Source organism: Algoriphagus aquimarinus, assembly GCF_007997215.1.
Classification (GTDB): Bacteria; Bacteroidota; Bacteroidia; order Cytophagales; family Cyclobacteriaceae; genus Algoriphagus; species Algoriphagus aquimarinus_A.
In genome coordinates, this window is record NZ_VORW01000014.1 from 93,124 (window position 1) to 109,706 (window position 16,583).

At 39.9% G+C, this 16,583-nt stretch carries 17 protein-coding genes; 11 read left to right on the forward strand and 6 right to left on the reverse strand.

Annotated elements, in window-relative coordinates; genetic code table 11:
* Positions 1 to 75 precede the first annotated feature (75 nt).
* Positions 76 to 1,278 carry a pyridoxal phosphate-dependent aminotransferase gene (locus ESV85_RS16550; protein WP_146919546.1) on the reverse strand — a complete coding sequence of 401 codons (1,203 nt, stop codon included), beginning with the start codon at positions 1,276 to 1,278 and terminating at the stop codon, positions 76 to 78.
* A gap of 133 nt (positions 1,279 to 1,411) precedes the next feature.
* On the opposite strand from ESV85_RS16550, the gene ESV85_RS16555 reads away from it, so the two are divergent.
* The gene (locus ESV85_RS16555; RefSeq protein ID WP_146919548.1) at positions 1,412 to 2,263 is read left to right on the forward strand and encodes a hypothetical protein; all 852 of its coding nucleotides are present in this window, start codon (positions 1,412 to 1,414) and stop codon (positions 2,261 to 2,263) included.
* 156 nt (positions 2,264 to 2,419) lie between these two features.
* Here ESV85_RS16555 and ESV85_RS16560 read toward each other — a convergent pair whose 3' ends face one another.
* Both ESV85_RS16560 and ESV85_RS16565 read right to left on the reverse strand, forming a co-directional pair.
* On the reverse strand, positions 2,420 to 2,947 hold the full coding sequence (locus tag ESV85_RS16560) for a YSC84-related protein (RefSeq protein WP_146919550.1): 528 nt from the start codon (positions 2,945 to 2,947) through the stop codon (positions 2,420 to 2,422).
* Between the two features lie 29 nt (positions 2,948 to 2,976).
* Positions 2,977 to 3,333, reverse strand: a complete 357-nt coding sequence (locus ESV85_RS16565) for a YraN family protein (RefSeq protein WP_146919552.1) — start codon at positions 3,331 to 3,333, stop codon at positions 2,977 to 2,979.
* Between the two features lie 84 nt (positions 3,334 to 3,417).
* On the opposite strand from ESV85_RS16565, the gene lipB reads away from it, so the two are divergent.
* Genes lipB through ESV85_RS16595 form a run of 6 tightly spaced genes read left to right on the forward strand, consistent with a single transcriptional unit; the run spans position 3,418 to position 9,149 of the window.
* A complete protein-coding gene (lipB, locus tag ESV85_RS16570; RefSeq protein WP_146919554.1) occupies positions 3,418 to 4,143 on the forward strand; it encodes a lipoyl(octanoyl) transferase LipB in 726 nt (241 codons plus the stop codon).
* The gene (locus tag ESV85_RS16575) at positions 4,140 to 4,541 is read left to right on the forward strand and encodes a hypothetical protein (protein WP_146919556.1); all 402 of its coding nucleotides are present in this window, start codon (positions 4,140 to 4,142) and stop codon (positions 4,539 to 4,541) included. Before lipB ends, ESV85_RS16575 begins: the two co-directional genes overlap by 4 nt.
* A gap of 9 nt (positions 4,542 to 4,550) precedes the next feature.
* Entirely contained in the window at positions 4,551 to 5,300 is a 750-nt protein-coding gene (locus tag ESV85_RS16580) for a 3'-5' exonuclease (protein ID WP_146919558.1), read from the forward strand.
* Positions 5,301 to 5,353: 53 nt separating this feature from the next.
* Positions 5,354 to 7,555 carry a ribonuclease R gene (gene rnr / locus ESV85_RS16585; protein WP_146919560.1) on the forward strand — a complete coding sequence of 734 codons (2,202 nt, stop codon included), beginning with the start codon at positions 5,354 to 5,356 and terminating at the stop codon, positions 7,553 to 7,555.
* A complete protein-coding gene (locus ESV85_RS16590) occupies positions 7,518 to 8,519 on the forward strand; it encodes a polyprenyl synthetase family protein (RefSeq protein WP_146919562.1) in 1,002 nt (333 codons plus the stop codon). The genes rnr and ESV85_RS16590 overlap by 38 nt, the downstream gene beginning before the upstream one ends.
* Positions 8,520 to 9,149, forward strand: coding sequence for a rhomboid family intramembrane serine protease (locus ESV85_RS16595; protein ID WP_146919564.1), 630 nt, complete (start codon positions 8,520 to 8,522; stop codon positions 9,147 to 9,149).
* Positions 9,150 to 9,478: 329 nt separating this feature from the next.
* On the opposite strand, the gene rpmA is transcribed toward ESV85_RS16595, so the two are convergent.
* Both rpmA and rplU read right to left on the reverse strand, forming a co-directional pair.
* Positions 9,479 to 9,739, reverse strand: a complete 261-nt coding sequence (rpmA, locus tag ESV85_RS16600) for a 50S ribosomal protein L27 (RefSeq protein ID WP_086503232.1) — start codon at positions 9,737 to 9,739, stop codon at positions 9,479 to 9,481.
* Between the two features lie 35 nt (positions 9,740 to 9,774).
* Positions 9,775 to 10,086: a 50S ribosomal protein L21 gene (gene rplU, locus ESV85_RS16605; RefSeq protein ID WP_092902051.1), complete on the reverse strand. Its 312-nt coding sequence runs from the start codon at positions 10,084 to 10,086 to the stop codon at positions 9,775 to 9,777.
* 578 nt (positions 10,087 to 10,664) lie between these two features.
* On the opposite strand from rplU, the gene ESV85_RS16610 reads away from it, so the two are divergent.
* The 4 genes from ESV85_RS16610 (at position 10,665) to ESV85_RS16630 (ending at position 15,874) form a co-directional block, all read left to right on the forward strand.
* Positions 10,665 to 11,645, forward strand: a complete 981-nt coding sequence (locus tag ESV85_RS16610) for a ribonucleotide-diphosphate reductase subunit beta (protein WP_146919566.1) — start codon at positions 10,665 to 10,667, stop codon at positions 11,643 to 11,645.
* A gap of 36 nt (positions 11,646 to 11,681) precedes the next feature.
* On the forward strand, positions 11,682 to 14,081 hold the full coding sequence (locus tag ESV85_RS16615; RefSeq protein ID WP_146919568.1) for a ribonucleoside-diphosphate reductase subunit alpha: 2,400 nt from the start codon (positions 11,682 to 11,684) through the stop codon (positions 14,079 to 14,081).
* Between the two features lie 82 nt (positions 14,082 to 14,163).
* Entirely contained in the window at positions 14,164 to 14,610 is a 447-nt protein-coding gene (locus ESV85_RS16620) for a DUF1569 domain-containing protein (RefSeq protein WP_146919570.1), read from the forward strand.
* Positions 14,611 to 15,091: 481 nt separating this feature from the next.
* Positions 15,092 to 15,874: an SLATT domain-containing protein gene (locus tag ESV85_RS16630; RefSeq protein ID WP_146919572.1), complete on the forward strand. Its 783-nt coding sequence runs from the start codon at positions 15,092 to 15,094 to the stop codon at positions 15,872 to 15,874.
* Between the two features lie 80 nt (positions 15,875 to 15,954).
* Here ESV85_RS16630 and ESV85_RS16635 read toward each other — a convergent pair.
* Positions 15,955 to 16,583, reverse strand: a 629-nt coding sequence (locus ESV85_RS16635; RefSeq protein ID WP_146919573.1) for a sugar phosphate isomerase/epimerase family protein, incomplete at its 5' end; no start/stop codon positions are given.

Genomic DNA, 16,583 nt, shown 5'->3' on the forward strand with positions numbered 1-16,583 from the left:
TCGGTCATCCGTCTTCGGTCTTCGGTCAGGATAGTAAAGAAAAAAGCAATACTGGCATCGTTACGGATAATCAGATTAAGCTAGCTCGCCGAGTGCTTTTTTCATTCTTCCGAGAGCATCTACCAGCTCTTCATCGGAAGCTGCGTAAGAAAGTCGGATACAATCCGGCGCTCCAAAAGCAGCTCCAGTCACTAGAGACACGTGAGCTTCTGCCAAAAGATACAAGCAAAGATCATCCGCATCTTTCACATCATGTCCTTTGGCAGACTTGCCAAAGAAAGCAGTCACGTCTGGGAAGAAATAGAATGCTCCTTCTGGTACGTGAGTTTTGATTCCTGGGATATCACGAAGTAAGTCCAATACCAAGCCTCTTCTTCTTAGGTAAGCATTAGCCATTTCAGTCGTTGGAGTCTGATCTCCAGAAATACCTGCAAGTGCAGCTCTTTGAGCGATACCTGTTCCTCCTGAAGTGAACTGACCTTGGATTTTTTCTACAGCTTTTGCCATCCAAACTGGAGCACAGATGTAACCAACTCTCCAGCCAGTCATTGCATAGCCTTTAGAGAATCCGTTTACGGTGATTGTTCTTTCGAACATTCCTGGGAATGATCCGATGCTGTAATTTCTTCCAGCAAAGTTGATTTTCTCGTAGATCTCATCGGCGATCACCATGATGTTTTCATGCTTTTTCACCACGTTGGCAATCGCTTCAAGTTCGAACTTGCTAAATACCGATCCAGTAGGATTACATGGAGACGAATAAATAACACCTTTGGTCTTAGGAGTAATCGCAGCCTCTAACTGAGCAGCAGTTGCTTTGAAGTTGTTCTCCAAAGTACCTTGTATCAATACAGGAACTCCACCAGCTAGCTTGATGATTTCGGCGTAACTCACCCAGTAAGGAGAGAAGATAACTACCTCATCGCCTTCATTGATCATGCACATGAATACATTGGCAATAGAATGCTTGGCTCCAGTTGAAACAACGATGTTTTCAGCTTTTGCTTCAGAGATTTCGTTCTCTTCACGAAGCTTCTTTGCGATAGCTTCTCTCAAATCCTGATAACCCGCTACAGGAGGATATGAAAAGTACTTTCCTTCGTCGATTGCATCTTTTGCAGCCTCTTGGATATGCTTTGGAGTCTTGAAGTCAGGCTCACCTAAACTAAGGCTGATGATGTCAACTCCTTGTGATTTCAGCTCTCTTGCTTTTTTTGCCATGGCAAGAGTGGCCGATTCCTCCATATTGATTATCCGGTCTGATAAAATAGAATTCATTGTTTGAGAGATTTTATTACAAATTCCACAAAAATAGAGAGAAGATTATAAAATCTAAACAATCGGTGGGTTTTGATCTCGAAATGTTATTTTTGGATAAAATACACCGAAGTAAATTGCGTTTTTGTATACAATGAGTAGATTTTATATCAGTTTTATTTTCCTCCTACTTTTGAGCAAGGTTTCTTTTGCGCAAAAAGAAGAAGCAAAACCCAAATCAGATCCTGATTCTAGTGGTGTGGTGAACTCAAGGTTGCTTCCAACGACTATGCCTTTGCTGCTTTTTGATGACTCAAAAGAAAAGGAAGAAAAAAAAGAGAAAAAGAAGAAAGAACGCAAAAATGAATGGTTCGGAATCAAAACTAAAAAAGGCTACACGCGAAATGAAATCCGAGGTCAGCAGATTTTTGAGTTCTTCAGCTACACTGATGTAAGCCGAAGGCCTGATCCATATATTCGGGACGTATACTGGTTTGACACGCAGGATAGAAGCATCAAGACCAAAGATTATGTAGCAGGGAAAGGCTACCTGCTTCACGGGCCTTACGAGCGTGTAATCAATGAAGAAGTGGTGGAAAGTGGCATGTTCTACTACGGTACTAAGCACAAAACCTGGATGCTATTTGATTCCAAGAATGTACTTCAGGACAAAAACCACTTTTCCGAAGGCTGGCCTAGAGAATCCCGAACCCGCTATTTCGACCAATCCACTAAAACTATCCGAGAAATCATCCCTGTGCAATATGGACTTGAAGAAGGAAATTACTTCTACTTCTATGAAGATAAGCAAGTGGCTGTAACTGGAGAATATCAATTCGGAGAAAAAGTAGGGCTTTGGACAGAATATTGGGATACGAACAATACCAAAGCAATCCGGAAGCGCGAGGTTCAATATCAGGAATCAGCTTATACAAAAAATTTCCGCCCTTATATTCGTGCTGAATGGGATAAGGACGGAAATCTAGTGTACCGTAAAGACAATTAATTTTTTATGTAAATCAGCTTTTCTAGCAGTAAGTGGATGTAAGCATCAAAATATAAGCTAAACTCTAGATTTTAGGCCACTTCGGTCTTCGGTCTTCCAGCCAGTACACCAAAGAAAATAAATATACTGGCATCATTTCCGATATACATATAATTCTTATTTTTCTCTGAATTTGAATTGCTGACCTCCTACTGAGGCTTCATACATCAATCCACCTTTTGCGAGTGTAAATACTGCTACACCTTCGATATACTTTGCATTCAAAGAAGCCCCTTCAGCTGCGGCAACTGCCGATACCTGAGCAGACATTTCTACTTTACTGTTTTTGAATCTCTCAAACGCCTCCTGATCTTCGAAGAACACAACTTCGGAATATGCTTGTCCGCCTGCCTGAAAACCTATCGTAATCTGCGTCATTTTTGCAAAGCCAATATTATTTCCACCTTGGTAAGCAACTCCGTTTCCGGCAGCTCCACCGATCCCAAGACCACCTTTACCTACATTTGGTAAGATAATGTAGCCATAAGAAGAGCTGAAAAAACTCTCCATTTCTGGATCGTCTTCCAAAAATGCTGCTTTTGCATCTATAGCATCTTCCTCTATTCGTCTGTCCTTCTTAGCATCTTGTGCGAATCCTACAATTGCCAGAAGGGCAAAAAAGAACGTTACTGTTACTTTCTTCATGTTTTTTTAAATTAAACCGGGGTGATTGTTTAGTAAAATGCATCTTCAAAATGCCTGAAATTAATTTTCCCTGTGCGATCCTTATAAACGCCTACAATATCAAAGCGGATGTCTTTATGCCAGTCATTTTCATATATGTACTGATCTGCGGCTTTGATAATCAGTTTCCGTTTGACCGAATCCACAAACTCCTCTGCAAATCCAAAGCCAGTCCCTGATCTGAATTTAACTTCAACAAAAATTAACAGTCCGCGATGCTTCATGATCAAATCAATCTCGGCATGTGAGTATCTGTAATTCTTTTCTACAAATTCATACCCTTTGCTCACTAACCAGTCAGCAGCTAGTTCCTCTGCAAGTTTTCCAGAATCGTTGTGTTCAGCCATCTTGGATATTTGTTTAATTTTGAAAAATCAATGAACGAACCAGTTGCTGGCTCAGTTGAAAAGTAAATCCTTCGGGACTATCCGATGAATGAAATTATTAATAAAAAAGTAGAATTCCGAGATCTAGGACAGCTTGATTACCAGCAGGCTTGGGACTATCAGGAGCAGTTATTTGCAGAAACGGTCGCGCTGAAAATCAGAAACCGTCCTTTGGCTCCTGCCTACCAATCTCCAAGTAGCAATTACATCCTATTTGTGGAGCACCCGCATGTCTATACACTGGGAAAAAGTGGCAAGGAAGAAAATCTGCTATTGAATGAAAACGGTCTTAAAAGCCACCATGCTCAATATTACAAAATCAATCGTGGCGGAGATATTACTTATCACGGACCAGGGCAACTCGTAGGATATCCTATTTTGGATCTGGATAATTTCTTCACAGACATTCACAAATACTTGAGATTTCTGGAAGAAGCGATCATTTTGACTTTGGTAGATTATGGAATCCAAGCAGGTAGAATAGACGGATTAACTGGCGTATGGATAGACCATTTGGAGCAGAAAAATCCCAGGAAAATCTGCGCTATGGGTGTAAAATCCAGTCGCTGGGTTACCATGCACGGTTTTGCTTTCAACGTCAACACGGATATCAGCTATTTTGGACACATCATCCCCTGTGGGATCGACGACAAAGCAGTGACATCACTTCATCTTGAACTGGGCAGAGCAGTGGATATGCAAGAGGTTAAAGGTCGAGTGAAGCAGCATTTGATCGAATTATTTGAAATGGAGAGTATAGAAACATTATGAAGAAAGACATAGATTTCAGCCCTGTGACTGGAGTAAAACTGGCAATAGCAAAAGAAGAAACTGCCATGGGAACAGAGTGGGCGGTATATATTATCAACTTGAATATGATTGAGCTGAAAAATGTGATGATCACTTCAAAAGGATACGGTGAAATAAATGGAGAAATAAAGAAAACATCTACCCTTCGACACATGTTAGATGAATTAAGTGAGCAGGCTGTAGCTAAAATCGAAGCTATTGATCCATCGGTTTTTGCTTTGAACAATGAGTTTTGGGTGAGTTATTATATTATGGATCAGATTTTTGATAAAAAGTTTATCTTTACTTCAGGCAGTTTCGATCCATGCTTCATAAAGATGATTCCCGAAATTGGCCTAGAAGGAGTTCTACACGCATAATTCACGCTTATGGCAGATTTTTTTGATCATTTGAATGACATTCTGTTTCTAGATATAGAAACAGCTTCGTTAACTGAAAAATTTGAAGAACTGCCCGAGCGAATTCAAGAAGAGTGGCTAAGAAAAGAGCGTTTGATTCACACTGAAGACGGCATTCATGCCCCTGGAGACTTGTACTTTGATCGAGCAGGAATCCATGCCGAATTTGGGCAAGTAGTATGCGTCGGCGTGGGGTATTTTCAGTGGAAAAAGAAAGACAAAAAACTGGCGTTCAGATCGAAATGTTATGCGCATGAAGATGAACGGGAACTTCTTTTAGAGTTTAAGGCTTTGTTAGAGAAGAAAAAATGGATTCTTTGCGCTCACAACGGTAAGGAATTTGATTTTCCATACCTCTGCCGCAGAATGCTCATCAATGGAGTAGCATTGCCAGAGCCTTTACAGATCTCAGGGAAAAAGCCCTGGGAAGTTCGCCATCTAGACACGATGGAGCTTTGGAAGTTTGGAGACTATAAACATTACACCCGCTTGGAGCTTTTAGCTTCAGTTTTTGGAATTCCATCTTCAAAAGATGATCTTGACGGAAGTCAGGTCAACACTACTTTTCATCTGGAAAAAGACGTAGAAAAAATCAAAAAATATTGCCTGAGAGATGTGGAAGTCACAGCTCGAGTATATATGGCTATGCATCCACAGTTGGATGACTTAGAAATAGAAATCATCCATTTAGAAGATTCAAAAAAAGATCACAAAGATTAATGGGCGCAGGGACATAAATCTTTTTACCTTAACCCTAATCAACAACCCAAAACATGGGAAGAAAAACTAACAACAAAAACACAAGTAAAAATAATGGAGGAAAACAAACAGATGCAGCCAGCTTGGCTCGTCGTATCCTTCAATTTTTAGACGCTAATTTTGGAGAAGAATTTAACTCCAAGCAAATCATTAAGAAACTGGAAATCCGGGATGCCCTTACAAAAGGTGGAGTGGAACCAGTGCTCAGCAAACTAGTAGAAGCTGGATCAGTTTCTCGCAATCCAAGAAATTATTACTCATCCACTCAGGATCCTGAATTCATCGAGGGTATTGTGGACTTTGTAAATCCTCGCTTCGCATTCATTGTCCCACTTGACCCTGAAAAAGTCGATGGAGATATTATGGTTAAAGAAGCTGACCTCAAACAAGCGCTTGATGGCGATAAAGTTCGTGTAATGGTCTATCCCCTCAAAGGAAAAACCGGGCGAGTAGAAGGCAAAGTTCTGGAAGTAGTACAAAGAAGCCGTGACGAATTCGTAGGGCGAGTGGAAATATCCCCTCGTTTCGCATTCATAGTTCCGGATTTTAGAAAAATGCACAAGGATATATTCGTTCATCGAGGAGCATTGAATGGTGCTGTGCATGGCGAAAAAGTAATCGTCAAACTCACCGAATGGCGAGAAGGAGATAAGAATCCAACTGGAGAAGTAATTCGTGTACTCGGTAAAGCCGGAGAACATGAAGTGGAGATTCACTCCATCATGGCAGAATTCGGGTTACCTTTTGAATATCCAGAAGAGCCAGAAAAAGAAGCTGAAGCAATTTCTGAGAAAATCACAGCCAAAGAAATCAAGAAAAGAAAAGATTTCAGAGATATTCTGACTTTCACGATTGATCCTGCGGATGCGAAGGATTTTGATGATGCTATTTCCTATAGAAAATTAGAAAATGGTAATCACGAAATAGGTATTCACATCGCTGATGTAACTCACTATGTGCAGCCAAATACGGCTTTGGAAAAAGAAGCATATAACAGAGCAACATCTGTCTATTTGGTAGACAGAACTATCCCTATGCTTCCAGAGCGATTGAGTAATGGACTTTGCTCACTTCGTCCAAATGAAGACAAACTGACTTTTGCCTGCGTATTTGAAGTGGATGATGAGGCTAATGTGAAGAAACATTGGATTGGCAAAACTGTCATTCACTCTGATCGAAGATATGCCTACGAAGATGCTCAGGAGAATATTGACAATCAGTCAGGAGACTACTTTGAAGAATTAACTTTGCTAAATGTAATGGCGAAGAAAATCCGTCAGCGTAGATTCAAGCATGGTGCTGTCAACTTTGAGACGGTAGAAGTGAAGTTCAACCTGGACGAAAAAGGCACTCCACTTGGTTTGATTATCAAAGAGCGAAAAGATATTCATAAGCTCATAGAAGAGTTTATGCTTTTGGCAAACAAATATGTAGCTGAATTCATTTTCAATAAGAATAAGGGAAAAGACACCTTTGTATATCGTACACACGATTCTCCAGACATGGAGCGATTGGATACTTTCTCAGGCTTTGCGAAGCGATTTGGTCATGAATTCGATATTCAAAACCCTAATAATGTTTCCAACGCGCTAAATAAGCTGATGGAAGAAATACAGGGCAAACCTGAGCAGAACGTGCTTGAGCAACTGGCGATTCGAAGTATGGCGAAAGCCAAATATACGACTGAACCAAAAGGACACTTTGGTCTTGCTTTCGCACATTATTCTCACTTCACCTCTCCTATCCGTCGATACCCAGACATGATGGTGCACAGGCTTCTTGAGCTTTATCTTGAAAATGGTAAATCTCCAGATGCAGAAGCATGGGAGCAAAAATGTGTGCATTCCTCTGAACGAGAAAAACGTGCTGCTGATGCCGAAAGAGCTTCTATCAAATACAAACAAGTGGAATTCATGTCACTTGCAGAAGACAAGGATTACGATGGAATTGTAGCTGGAATCACAGAATGGGGAGTCTTTGTAGAAATCACAGAAACCAAGTGTGAAGGCATGATTCGCGTCCAGGATATGGATGACGATTACTACGATTTCGACCAGAAAAACATGCGTCTCGTTGGTTCGAAGACGAAAAAAATGATCACTTTAGGTGATAAAGTTAAGGTCAGGGTGGTCAACACCGACATTGACCGTAGAACAATTGATTTGGAATTTGCAGATAATGACAGAAAAAAGCCACGCGCACGCCCTGTTAGGTAAGCTGGAGCACTACATCCAGAATAAATTCCCGATAGATGCGGGAATAGGAAAGTCACCACGAGAACTTTATGAACCCATTACTTATATTCTAGGCTTGGACGGAAAGAGAATCCGTCCTTTGCTTAGTTTATTGGCCTATGGGATCTATAAGACTGATCCGGAAACAATCCTAAGCCAAGCGGCGGCAGTAGAAGTCTTTCACAACTTCACACTGATGCATGACGATATTATGGACGATGCTCCCCTGAGAAGAGGCAAAAAAGCTGTCCATATCAAATGGAATAATAACGTAGCCATACTTTCAGGTGACGTAATGTTGGTGAAAGCCTATGATTTGCTCTTACCTACTGAAGCCGAAAAACTAGGAGAGATAATTCGCTTGTTCAATAAAACAGCTTCAGAAGTATGTGAAGGACAGCAGTTCGACATGAATTTTGAGTCCTTGGAGTCTGTACACGAAGACGAATATATCAATATGATTCGCTTGAAGACTGCCGTTCTTTTGGGATTCGCTTTACAACTTGGTGCTTTGCTGGCTGGAGCGGAAAAGGATGATGCACAGAAGTTATATGATTTCGGAATGAATATCGGTGTTGGCTTTCAGCTGAAAGACGACTTACTCGATGTCTTTGCAGATCAGGCCAAATTCGGTAAGCAGGTCGGAGGAGATATCATTTCCAATAAAAAAACTTTCCTTCTGATAAAGGCACTTGAACTTGCTGAAGGTGAAGATGCTGAAACACTAAACTACTGGCTTTCCCAAAGCGAATTCGACAAAGAAGAAAAAGTACAGGCAGTACGCGGGCTTTATGAAAAGCTAGGTGTTAAAGCGATTACGGAATCCAAAATGAATTCCTATTTCGAAGCTGGATTTGCTCAATACGATGCTATTCATTTCAAGAACGAAGACTATTTTCTTGAACTCAAGAAAATAACCCAGGACCTAATTCACCGAGAAAAATAAATGACTTTATCAATTACAGTTGTCCTGATCATAATCACTGCGATCAGCAGTTACTACGGAATCAATAATGCAGCTTTTATGGAACGTTGCATGTTTATTCCTTACAAAATCAAGCGGAATGGACAGTGGGATAGATTCATCACTTCGGGCTTTATCCACAAAGATTACATCCACCTTTTCTTCAACATGTTCACCTTCTACTTCTTCGGAGGTGTGGTGGAGCAAGTTCTTGCCTATAAGTTCGGAGTAGTTATGGGCGGAGCTGTATTTGTATTGTTCTATCTTTTGGGAATCATCATCTCAGATATCCCTACCTATCTGAAAAATCAGGACAATAGCTACTACAGAGCATTGGGAGCTTCTGGCGGAACAGCCGCAACAGTTTTTGCAAGTATCATTATACTGCCGCTTTCAGATATCTGCTTATTTGGGATATTATGCTTACCTGGATTTATTTTAGGTGTGCTATTTCTTCTTTATTCTTATTTCAAAGGAAAAAATCAAGACGATGCAATCAATCATGATGCACATTTGTATGGAGCAATTTTCGGGATAGTCTTTATACTGGTTATTTCTCCAGAAAGCGCCACTACATTTATAGATCAAGTACTGAGCTATAAACCATTTTAAAAAATATAACCATATAAAAGGCCCGACTGATTTTTTATTAGTCGGGCTTTTTTGTGTCAGTATATTAATCTAGAAATCATTCGTGTCTGACTTGATAAAAGAATGACAATTCTGAATGAATAGCAGTCTGGAGACTGCATTGTTTTAGTCCAAGCCCGCCGATAGTCGGACAGGTCTTGAGACTTGAACCAAATGGTTTCAGACATATAAGATAAAAACTTAAGCTACGCTCTCTGCGAAACCACCGCGTTCACTGCGGTTAAAAAATCCTCATAAAAAAAATAGCTCCTTCGAATGAAGGAGCTATCTAAATTGATTGTTTGCTTAAATTAAGCTTCTGCTGGCAATACGCTTACGTATGATCTGCCATCAAATTTCTTTCTGAAGGTAACAACACCGTTAGATGTAGCGAACAAGGTATGATCTTTACCAAGTCCTACGTTCTCACCTGGGTGATGCTTAGTACCTCTTTGTCTTACGATAATATTACCGGCGATTACTACTTCGCCACCAAATTTCTTCACACCCAATCTCTTGGATTGTGAGTCTCTACCGTTTCTGGAACTACCGACGCCTTTCTTATGTGCCATGGTTTTATTCTGTTATAGTTTTCGAAAAAGAAAACTTAGAGTGAAATAGTTTCTATCAATACTTTAGTGAAGTCTTGTCTATGACCGTTCTTCTTCTTGTAGCCCTTACGGCGCTTCTTTTTGAAGACGATGACTTTATCACCTTTTACATGATCTAGGACTTTCCCAGTTACCAATGCTCCTTTAAGTAGGGGAGCTCCTACGGACACAGTTCCATCAGCTTCTGCTAATAGTACCTGGTCGAATTCGATGGAAGCGCCAGTTTCTAAGTCTAGCTTTGGAGCATAGACGAACTGATCTTGTGTTACTTTGAACTGCTTTCCTGCGATGTTTACAATTGCGTACATAGTTCTTGATTCTTTTGAAATCGGAGTGCAAATATAGGGAAGTTATATAAAACAAAAAAACTGCCCCAAGAAATATTATTTAAGAATTATAATGAAACTGTGCCGCACCTCAAATTTGGACAAAAATAACCTTAATAATTCCCGGCTGAAAGACAATTTTATTCTTAAATCATTTAAAATAGCCAATGCAGTTTTCACTCAACAGTTTGATGATCAAAATCTTGAAGAGCATAATTAATTATGTGTAATACTTGAACCCTGGTCAGTTTCATGCTTGAATTTTGGTTGAAAATCTTTTTCGTAATTATTTCAATTTATTTCAAACCCTTAAAAAGCGCTCATTCAATTAACTCAAAGATATATTTGATATAGTCTAAACTATTGATTTTTTGAATATTATACAGTTTTTGAACATTATTCAGAAAGAGGGTTGAATAGGCACTTCACAGGTTTTATTTCCCGATTTTGATTTACATATTTGTTCAAAGGCTGTTCTAAAAAGGCAGCTTTTCCTATCACCGGACCGACAGAAACTATATTAAGAGCAAATTTATTACGCTTAAAAAAATCAAATGGCAATGCAGTACGAACCAATATTAGAAGAGAATAAGAATCGCTTTGTGCTATTCCCTATCCAACACAATGACATTTGGCAGTATTATAAGAAAGCAGAAGCTAGCTTTTGGACAGCTGAAGAGATTGACTTAGGTCAAGATATGGTGGACTGGAAGGCATTGAATGATGGCGAGCGTCACTTTATCTCTCACGTTCTTGCATTTTTTGCTGCCAGTGATGGAATTGTAAATGAGAATTTAGCAGAACACTTCGTATCTGAAGTTCAATATACAGAGGCTAAATTTTTCTATGGCTTCCAGATCGCAATGGAAAATATCCACTCTGAAACGTATAGCTTACTTATCGATACTTACATTAAAGATGCAGGAGAACGTGATAAACTGCTTAACGCTATAGAACATATTGACTGCGTAAAGAAAAAAGCTGACTGGGCTTTGAGATGGATTGACAATGGAAACTTCCAAGAGCGTTTGATCGCTTTTGCAGCAGTGGAAGGGATCTTTTTCTCAGGTTCATTTTGCTCTATTTTCTGGCTGAAGAAAAGAGGCTTGATGCCAGGCCTTACTTTCTCCAATGAATTAATCTCTCGTGACGAAGGGCTGCACTGCGACTTTGCCTGTCACCTTTATACTCAGCACCTGAACAATCAACTGCCAAAAGAAACGGTAAGAGAAATCATCAGAGATGCTGTAGAAATAGAAAAAGAATTTGTGACCGACGCGCTACCTGTTAGACTTATCGGGATGAATTCTGATCTTATGTGTCAGTACATCGAGTTTGTCGCAGATAGACTGCTAGACGAATTAGAATGTGATAAAATATGGAACAGTACGAATCCTTTTGATTTCATGGATATGATTTCACTTCAGGGAAAAACCAACTTCTTCGAAAAAAGAGTAGGTGATTACCAAAAAGCTGGAGTAATGAAAACTACCGAGGGTTCTGACGATTCACCAAGATTCTCCATTGGTGAGGATTTCTAATTAACCCTTTTTCCATCAACCAAAAATCCCAATGAAATGCTAGTATTAAAAAGAGACGGAAGGCGAGAATCAGTACGATTCGATAAAATCACAACCAGGATTGAAAACCTTTGCTATGAGTTGGATCCAAGATTCATCCAGCCTATCGATGTTGCCAAAAAGGTAATCGATGGTTTGTATGATGGCGTATCAACTACTGAGTTGGACAATCTGGCAGCGGAAGTTTGTGCTTCCCTAACTGTAAAGCACCCAGATTATGCAATCTTGGCTGCTAGAATAGCTATTTCTAACCTTCACAAAACTACTAGCCAGTCTTTTTCAAATACGATGAAAAGACTATATACTCATGTAAATCCTAAGACTGATGAAAATGCAGCTTTGTTAGATCCGGAAGTATATGGCATCATCAAAAAGAACGCAGCTAAACTAGATGCAGCCGTTGATTACAAAAGGGATTTTGGGTATGATTATTTTGGATTCAAGACTTTGGAGAGAAGTTACTTGATCCGCCTGAATGGAAAAGTAGTAGAACGTCCTCAACACATGTTGATGAGAGTGGCTGTTGGGATCCACAAAGAGGACATGGAGTCAGTGATTGAAACATACAACCTACTTTCTGAAAAGTGGTTTACACATGCTACTCCTACCCTTTTCAATGCTGGCACGCCTAAACCTCAGCTTTCATCTTGCTTCTTGCTAACGATGAAGGATGATAGTATTGACGGAATCTACGACACCCTGAAGCAATGTGCTAAGATCTCCCAATCTGCTGGAGGCATCGGTCTTTCTATTCACCACGTAAGAGCCAAAGGCTCCTACATCAAAGGCACAAACGGAGTTTCCAATGGTATTGTCCCAATGCTTAGAAACTTTGACATGACTGCTCGCTATGTAGATCAGGGTGGAGGAAAAAGAAAAGGAAGCTTTGCGATCTACCTAGAACCTTGGCATGCGGACATCAAAGATTTCTTGGAGCTAAAGAGAAATCATGGTAAGGAAGAAATGAGAGCAAGAGATTTGTTCTATGCACTTTGGATTCCAGATCTTTTCATGAAGCGTGTGGAACAAAACTTAGAGTGGTCACTATTCTGTCCTCACGAGGCTCCTGGACTTTCTGATTGCCACGGAGAAGAGTTCGAAAGACTATATGAAAAATACGAGAGAGAAGGCAAAGCTCGTGAGACGATCAAAGCTCAAGAGCTTTGGTTTGAAGTACTAGAATCTCAAATCGAGACAGGTACTCCTTACATGCTTTATAAAGATGCAGCAAACAGCAAGTCTAACCAGAAGAATTTGGGTACCATCAAGTCTTCTAACCTTTGTACTGAGATCATCGAATACACTGCTCCTGATGAAGTAGCTGTTTGTAACTTGGCCTCTATTGCACTTCCAAAATTTGTAACTGCAGGCCCTGATGGAAAATTATTCTTTGACCATCAGAAACTATATGAAATTACCAAAGTAGCTACCAAGAACCTGAACAAGGTGATTGATGTAAACTACTACCCAGTAGAAGAGGCACGCAAATCAAACTTCCGTCACCGCCCAATCGGTTTGGGAATTCAAGGACTTGCAGACGCATTTATTCTGCTTCGTATGCCGTTTGATTCTCCAGAAGCAAAAGGCTTGAATGAAGATATTTTTGAAACCATGTACTTTGCAGCAGTGGAAACTTCCATGGAACTGGCTAAAGTTCAGGGCACCTACGAGACTTATGAAGGTTCTCCAGCATCTAAAGGTGAGTTGCAGTTTGACCTTTGGGGGGTGACTCCAAAGTCTAACAGATGGAACTGGACCGAGGTAAAAGAGAAAGTGAAGAAGTACGGCATGAGAAACTCTCTTTTGATGGCTCCAATGCCTACTGCCTCTACTTCTCAGATCTTGGGTAACAATGAGTGCTTTGAGCCTTACACTTCTAATATCTATACTAGAAGAACCCTTTCAGGCGAGTTCATTATTGTGAATAAGCATTTGATGAAAGACTTGATCGCACTTGGTCTTTGGGATGACACCATGAGAAATAGATTGATTTCTACCAATGGTTCCGTGCAAGATGTACCAGGAATTCCTCAGCACATCAAAGACATCTACAAAACTGTTTGGGAGATTTCGCAGAAAATCATCATCGATATGTCTGCCGATCGTGGAGCTTACATCTGTCAGTCTCAAAGTATGAACATCTTCATGCAGGACCCTAATTTCGGTAAGTTGACATCTATGCACTTCTATGCTTGGAAAAAAGGATTAAAAACAGGCATGTACTACTTGAGATCTCAAGCAGCTGTAGGTGCTATCAAATTCACTTTGGACAAGACAGGATTTGAGCCGAAAATAGAAAAAGCTCAGCAAGAAATAGTAGAAGTAAAATCACAGAAACAAGATGCTATTGCATGCTCACTGGATGATCCAGATAATTGCGAAATGTGTGGCAGCTAAGATTTAAAGTTCCCTAATCACCAAAAGCGCTTGAGAAATCAAGCGCTTTTTTTGTGTACCTTAAAACCTAAAGAACCCAACTATGGAAAGTAAGACAATTGAGAAAAAGCTGAAAAATCTAAAAGCTGATACTCCAGCACAATTTGGAATAATGACTCCTCAACACATGGTAGAGCACTTAACCGTCACTGTTAAAATAGCATATAACAGAATCAAAATCCCGGAGTTTGAACCAAGTGAAAAGCAAAAATTTCAGAAAAGAGCGCTTCTGGACTCAGATATGGATTTCCCCCGCGGAGTAGTTGCTCCAGGTATGAATGCTGGAGATCTGATGCCCTTACGAAGTACGAACTTAGACGAGGCCAAGCAGCAACTCATAGACAGCATAACTGCCTATAATGAATTCTTTGAGTCAGACACAAATGCTACTACTGTCCATCCGAGATTTGGAATGCTAGCTTATTCAGAGTGGGAGCGTTTTCACCCGAAGCACTTCGCACACCATTTCAAGCAATTCGGAATCTGGTAAACAGAAAATAAGTCGGACTAGCGGCTATACTTCACAAGTTTTTCTCGAATCAGCTCATAGCCTTTTTCAGCCATATCCCAAGGCTCGGAGAAGTTGCGCCAAACACCGATGGAGTTGGCAAAAGCAGGATTGAATTTAATTGCATCTCTTGTCTAATTGACTTATATTCACTTAAATAGGATTAATAAAGGAAAGGTCTCTTTATGAAAATTTAATTTCTTGCAGAGATTTTCTTTTTAATCTTTCTACTGAAAAGTGATAATTTAAGCTACTTTTTTAATCATTATCCTTTTCGAAGAAAACCGTCAATCAATTGATTTGTAGGTAGATACCTCTAATATGCCCCGAATCGTAATGTTTATTTATGAGGAAAAATGCTTTGTTTTATTAGGACTCAAATTATTATATAACAACGGGGGAAGCATCATTAACAAACAAACTTATAAGGCAGGGTAATTCATTATGAAGAAATCAAATTTTTATGGAAACAATAGAAGAGACCTTCATTAATACTATCCAAGAAGCGAACAATGCTTCAAACTGGTACAAAGTTAATATCAAGGCCAAGCGTAAATACTCAAGAGGTATCCGCCTAACTTCCATTATTCTTTTTGGGTTGGGTGGAATCATCCCGTTGATCAATGCCCTAATCTTAGAAAACAAAGGAGAAACTACAATATTAAACTTAGGATATATAGCAATTGCCTTTGCAGGAACATTATTGCTACTTGATAAATTCTTTGGATTTTCATCTGGTTGGATAAGGTACATCACAACAGAAATGGAAATCACCAAAAAAATAAAGGAGTTTGAGCTAAGATGGAAAATTGAAACTTATGGTAAAAATTTGGCTGTAATCCCTGAGGAGGAGGCTAAAGAACTATTGAGCATGTTGGCAGATTTTATTATAATGATAAAAGAGATTGTCAAGGAAGAAACAAGCGCTTGGGCGCTAGAATTTCAAACCAATATGGCCGAACTTCAAAAATCTATAAATAACAAAATCGAAACAACCATTCCTGGTAGCATCAAAGTAACTCTTTCCAATATTTCTGATTACAAAAACCTGAAAATAAAACTAAACAACATGGGAAGTTTAGATGTCAAAAGAAAAATTTACTTCTTTCAAGGTGTGCCACCAGGATACCATGTGATTAGCCTAATCGGAGAGAATATAGCAACAAATCAACTTTTCGAGTCAGCCGAAGTTGTTTTGGCAGAAGCAGGGAAACTAACAGAGTTCACGATGAATCTTGAGGACTAGATTTTTATATTGATAGTATTAGTTATGTGGTCAAACATAGTTGGTGTTTTGGAACACATTACCGTTTTTAAAACTAGCCCCTACATCCCGTACTTCTCTCCCATCCCTTTAATCAACTCATAGCCTTTTTCAGCCATTTCCCAAGGCTCAGAGAAATTCCTCCACACACCGATGGAATTCGCAAAAGCAGGATCGTTTCTGGTGAATCCTTCGATGGTCAGCCACCCTTTATATTTCACATCAGCCAGCGCTTTAAACGTCTCGTCAAAGTTCACATGACCTGAACCTGGCGTGCCGCGATCATTCTCCGAAATATGGAAATGCCCTAACTGAGGTGCGATAAACTTGATGGCATCCCCCAGTTTTTTCTCCTCAATATTCGCATGATGTGTATCAAACATCGCTTGTACATTCGGGTGATCTACCTTTTTGAGCAAATAGGAAAGCTGCTCCATGGTATTGCAGAGATAGCATTCGAATCTATTCAATGCCTCAGGGGTCAACAATACACCAGCTTGCTGGGCATAATCACCCATAGCATTTAGGTATTCAGCTGACCAATTGTATTCCTCTTCTATAGGTTCTCGTGATGCAAAAACAGTGAATCCAGAATGGTATGGCCCACAAAGCACCTGAGCATTTAAATCATACGCTCGATCGATTACCCATTTGAGTTGTTCGCTAGCCGCAGCTCGTATTTTAGCATCCT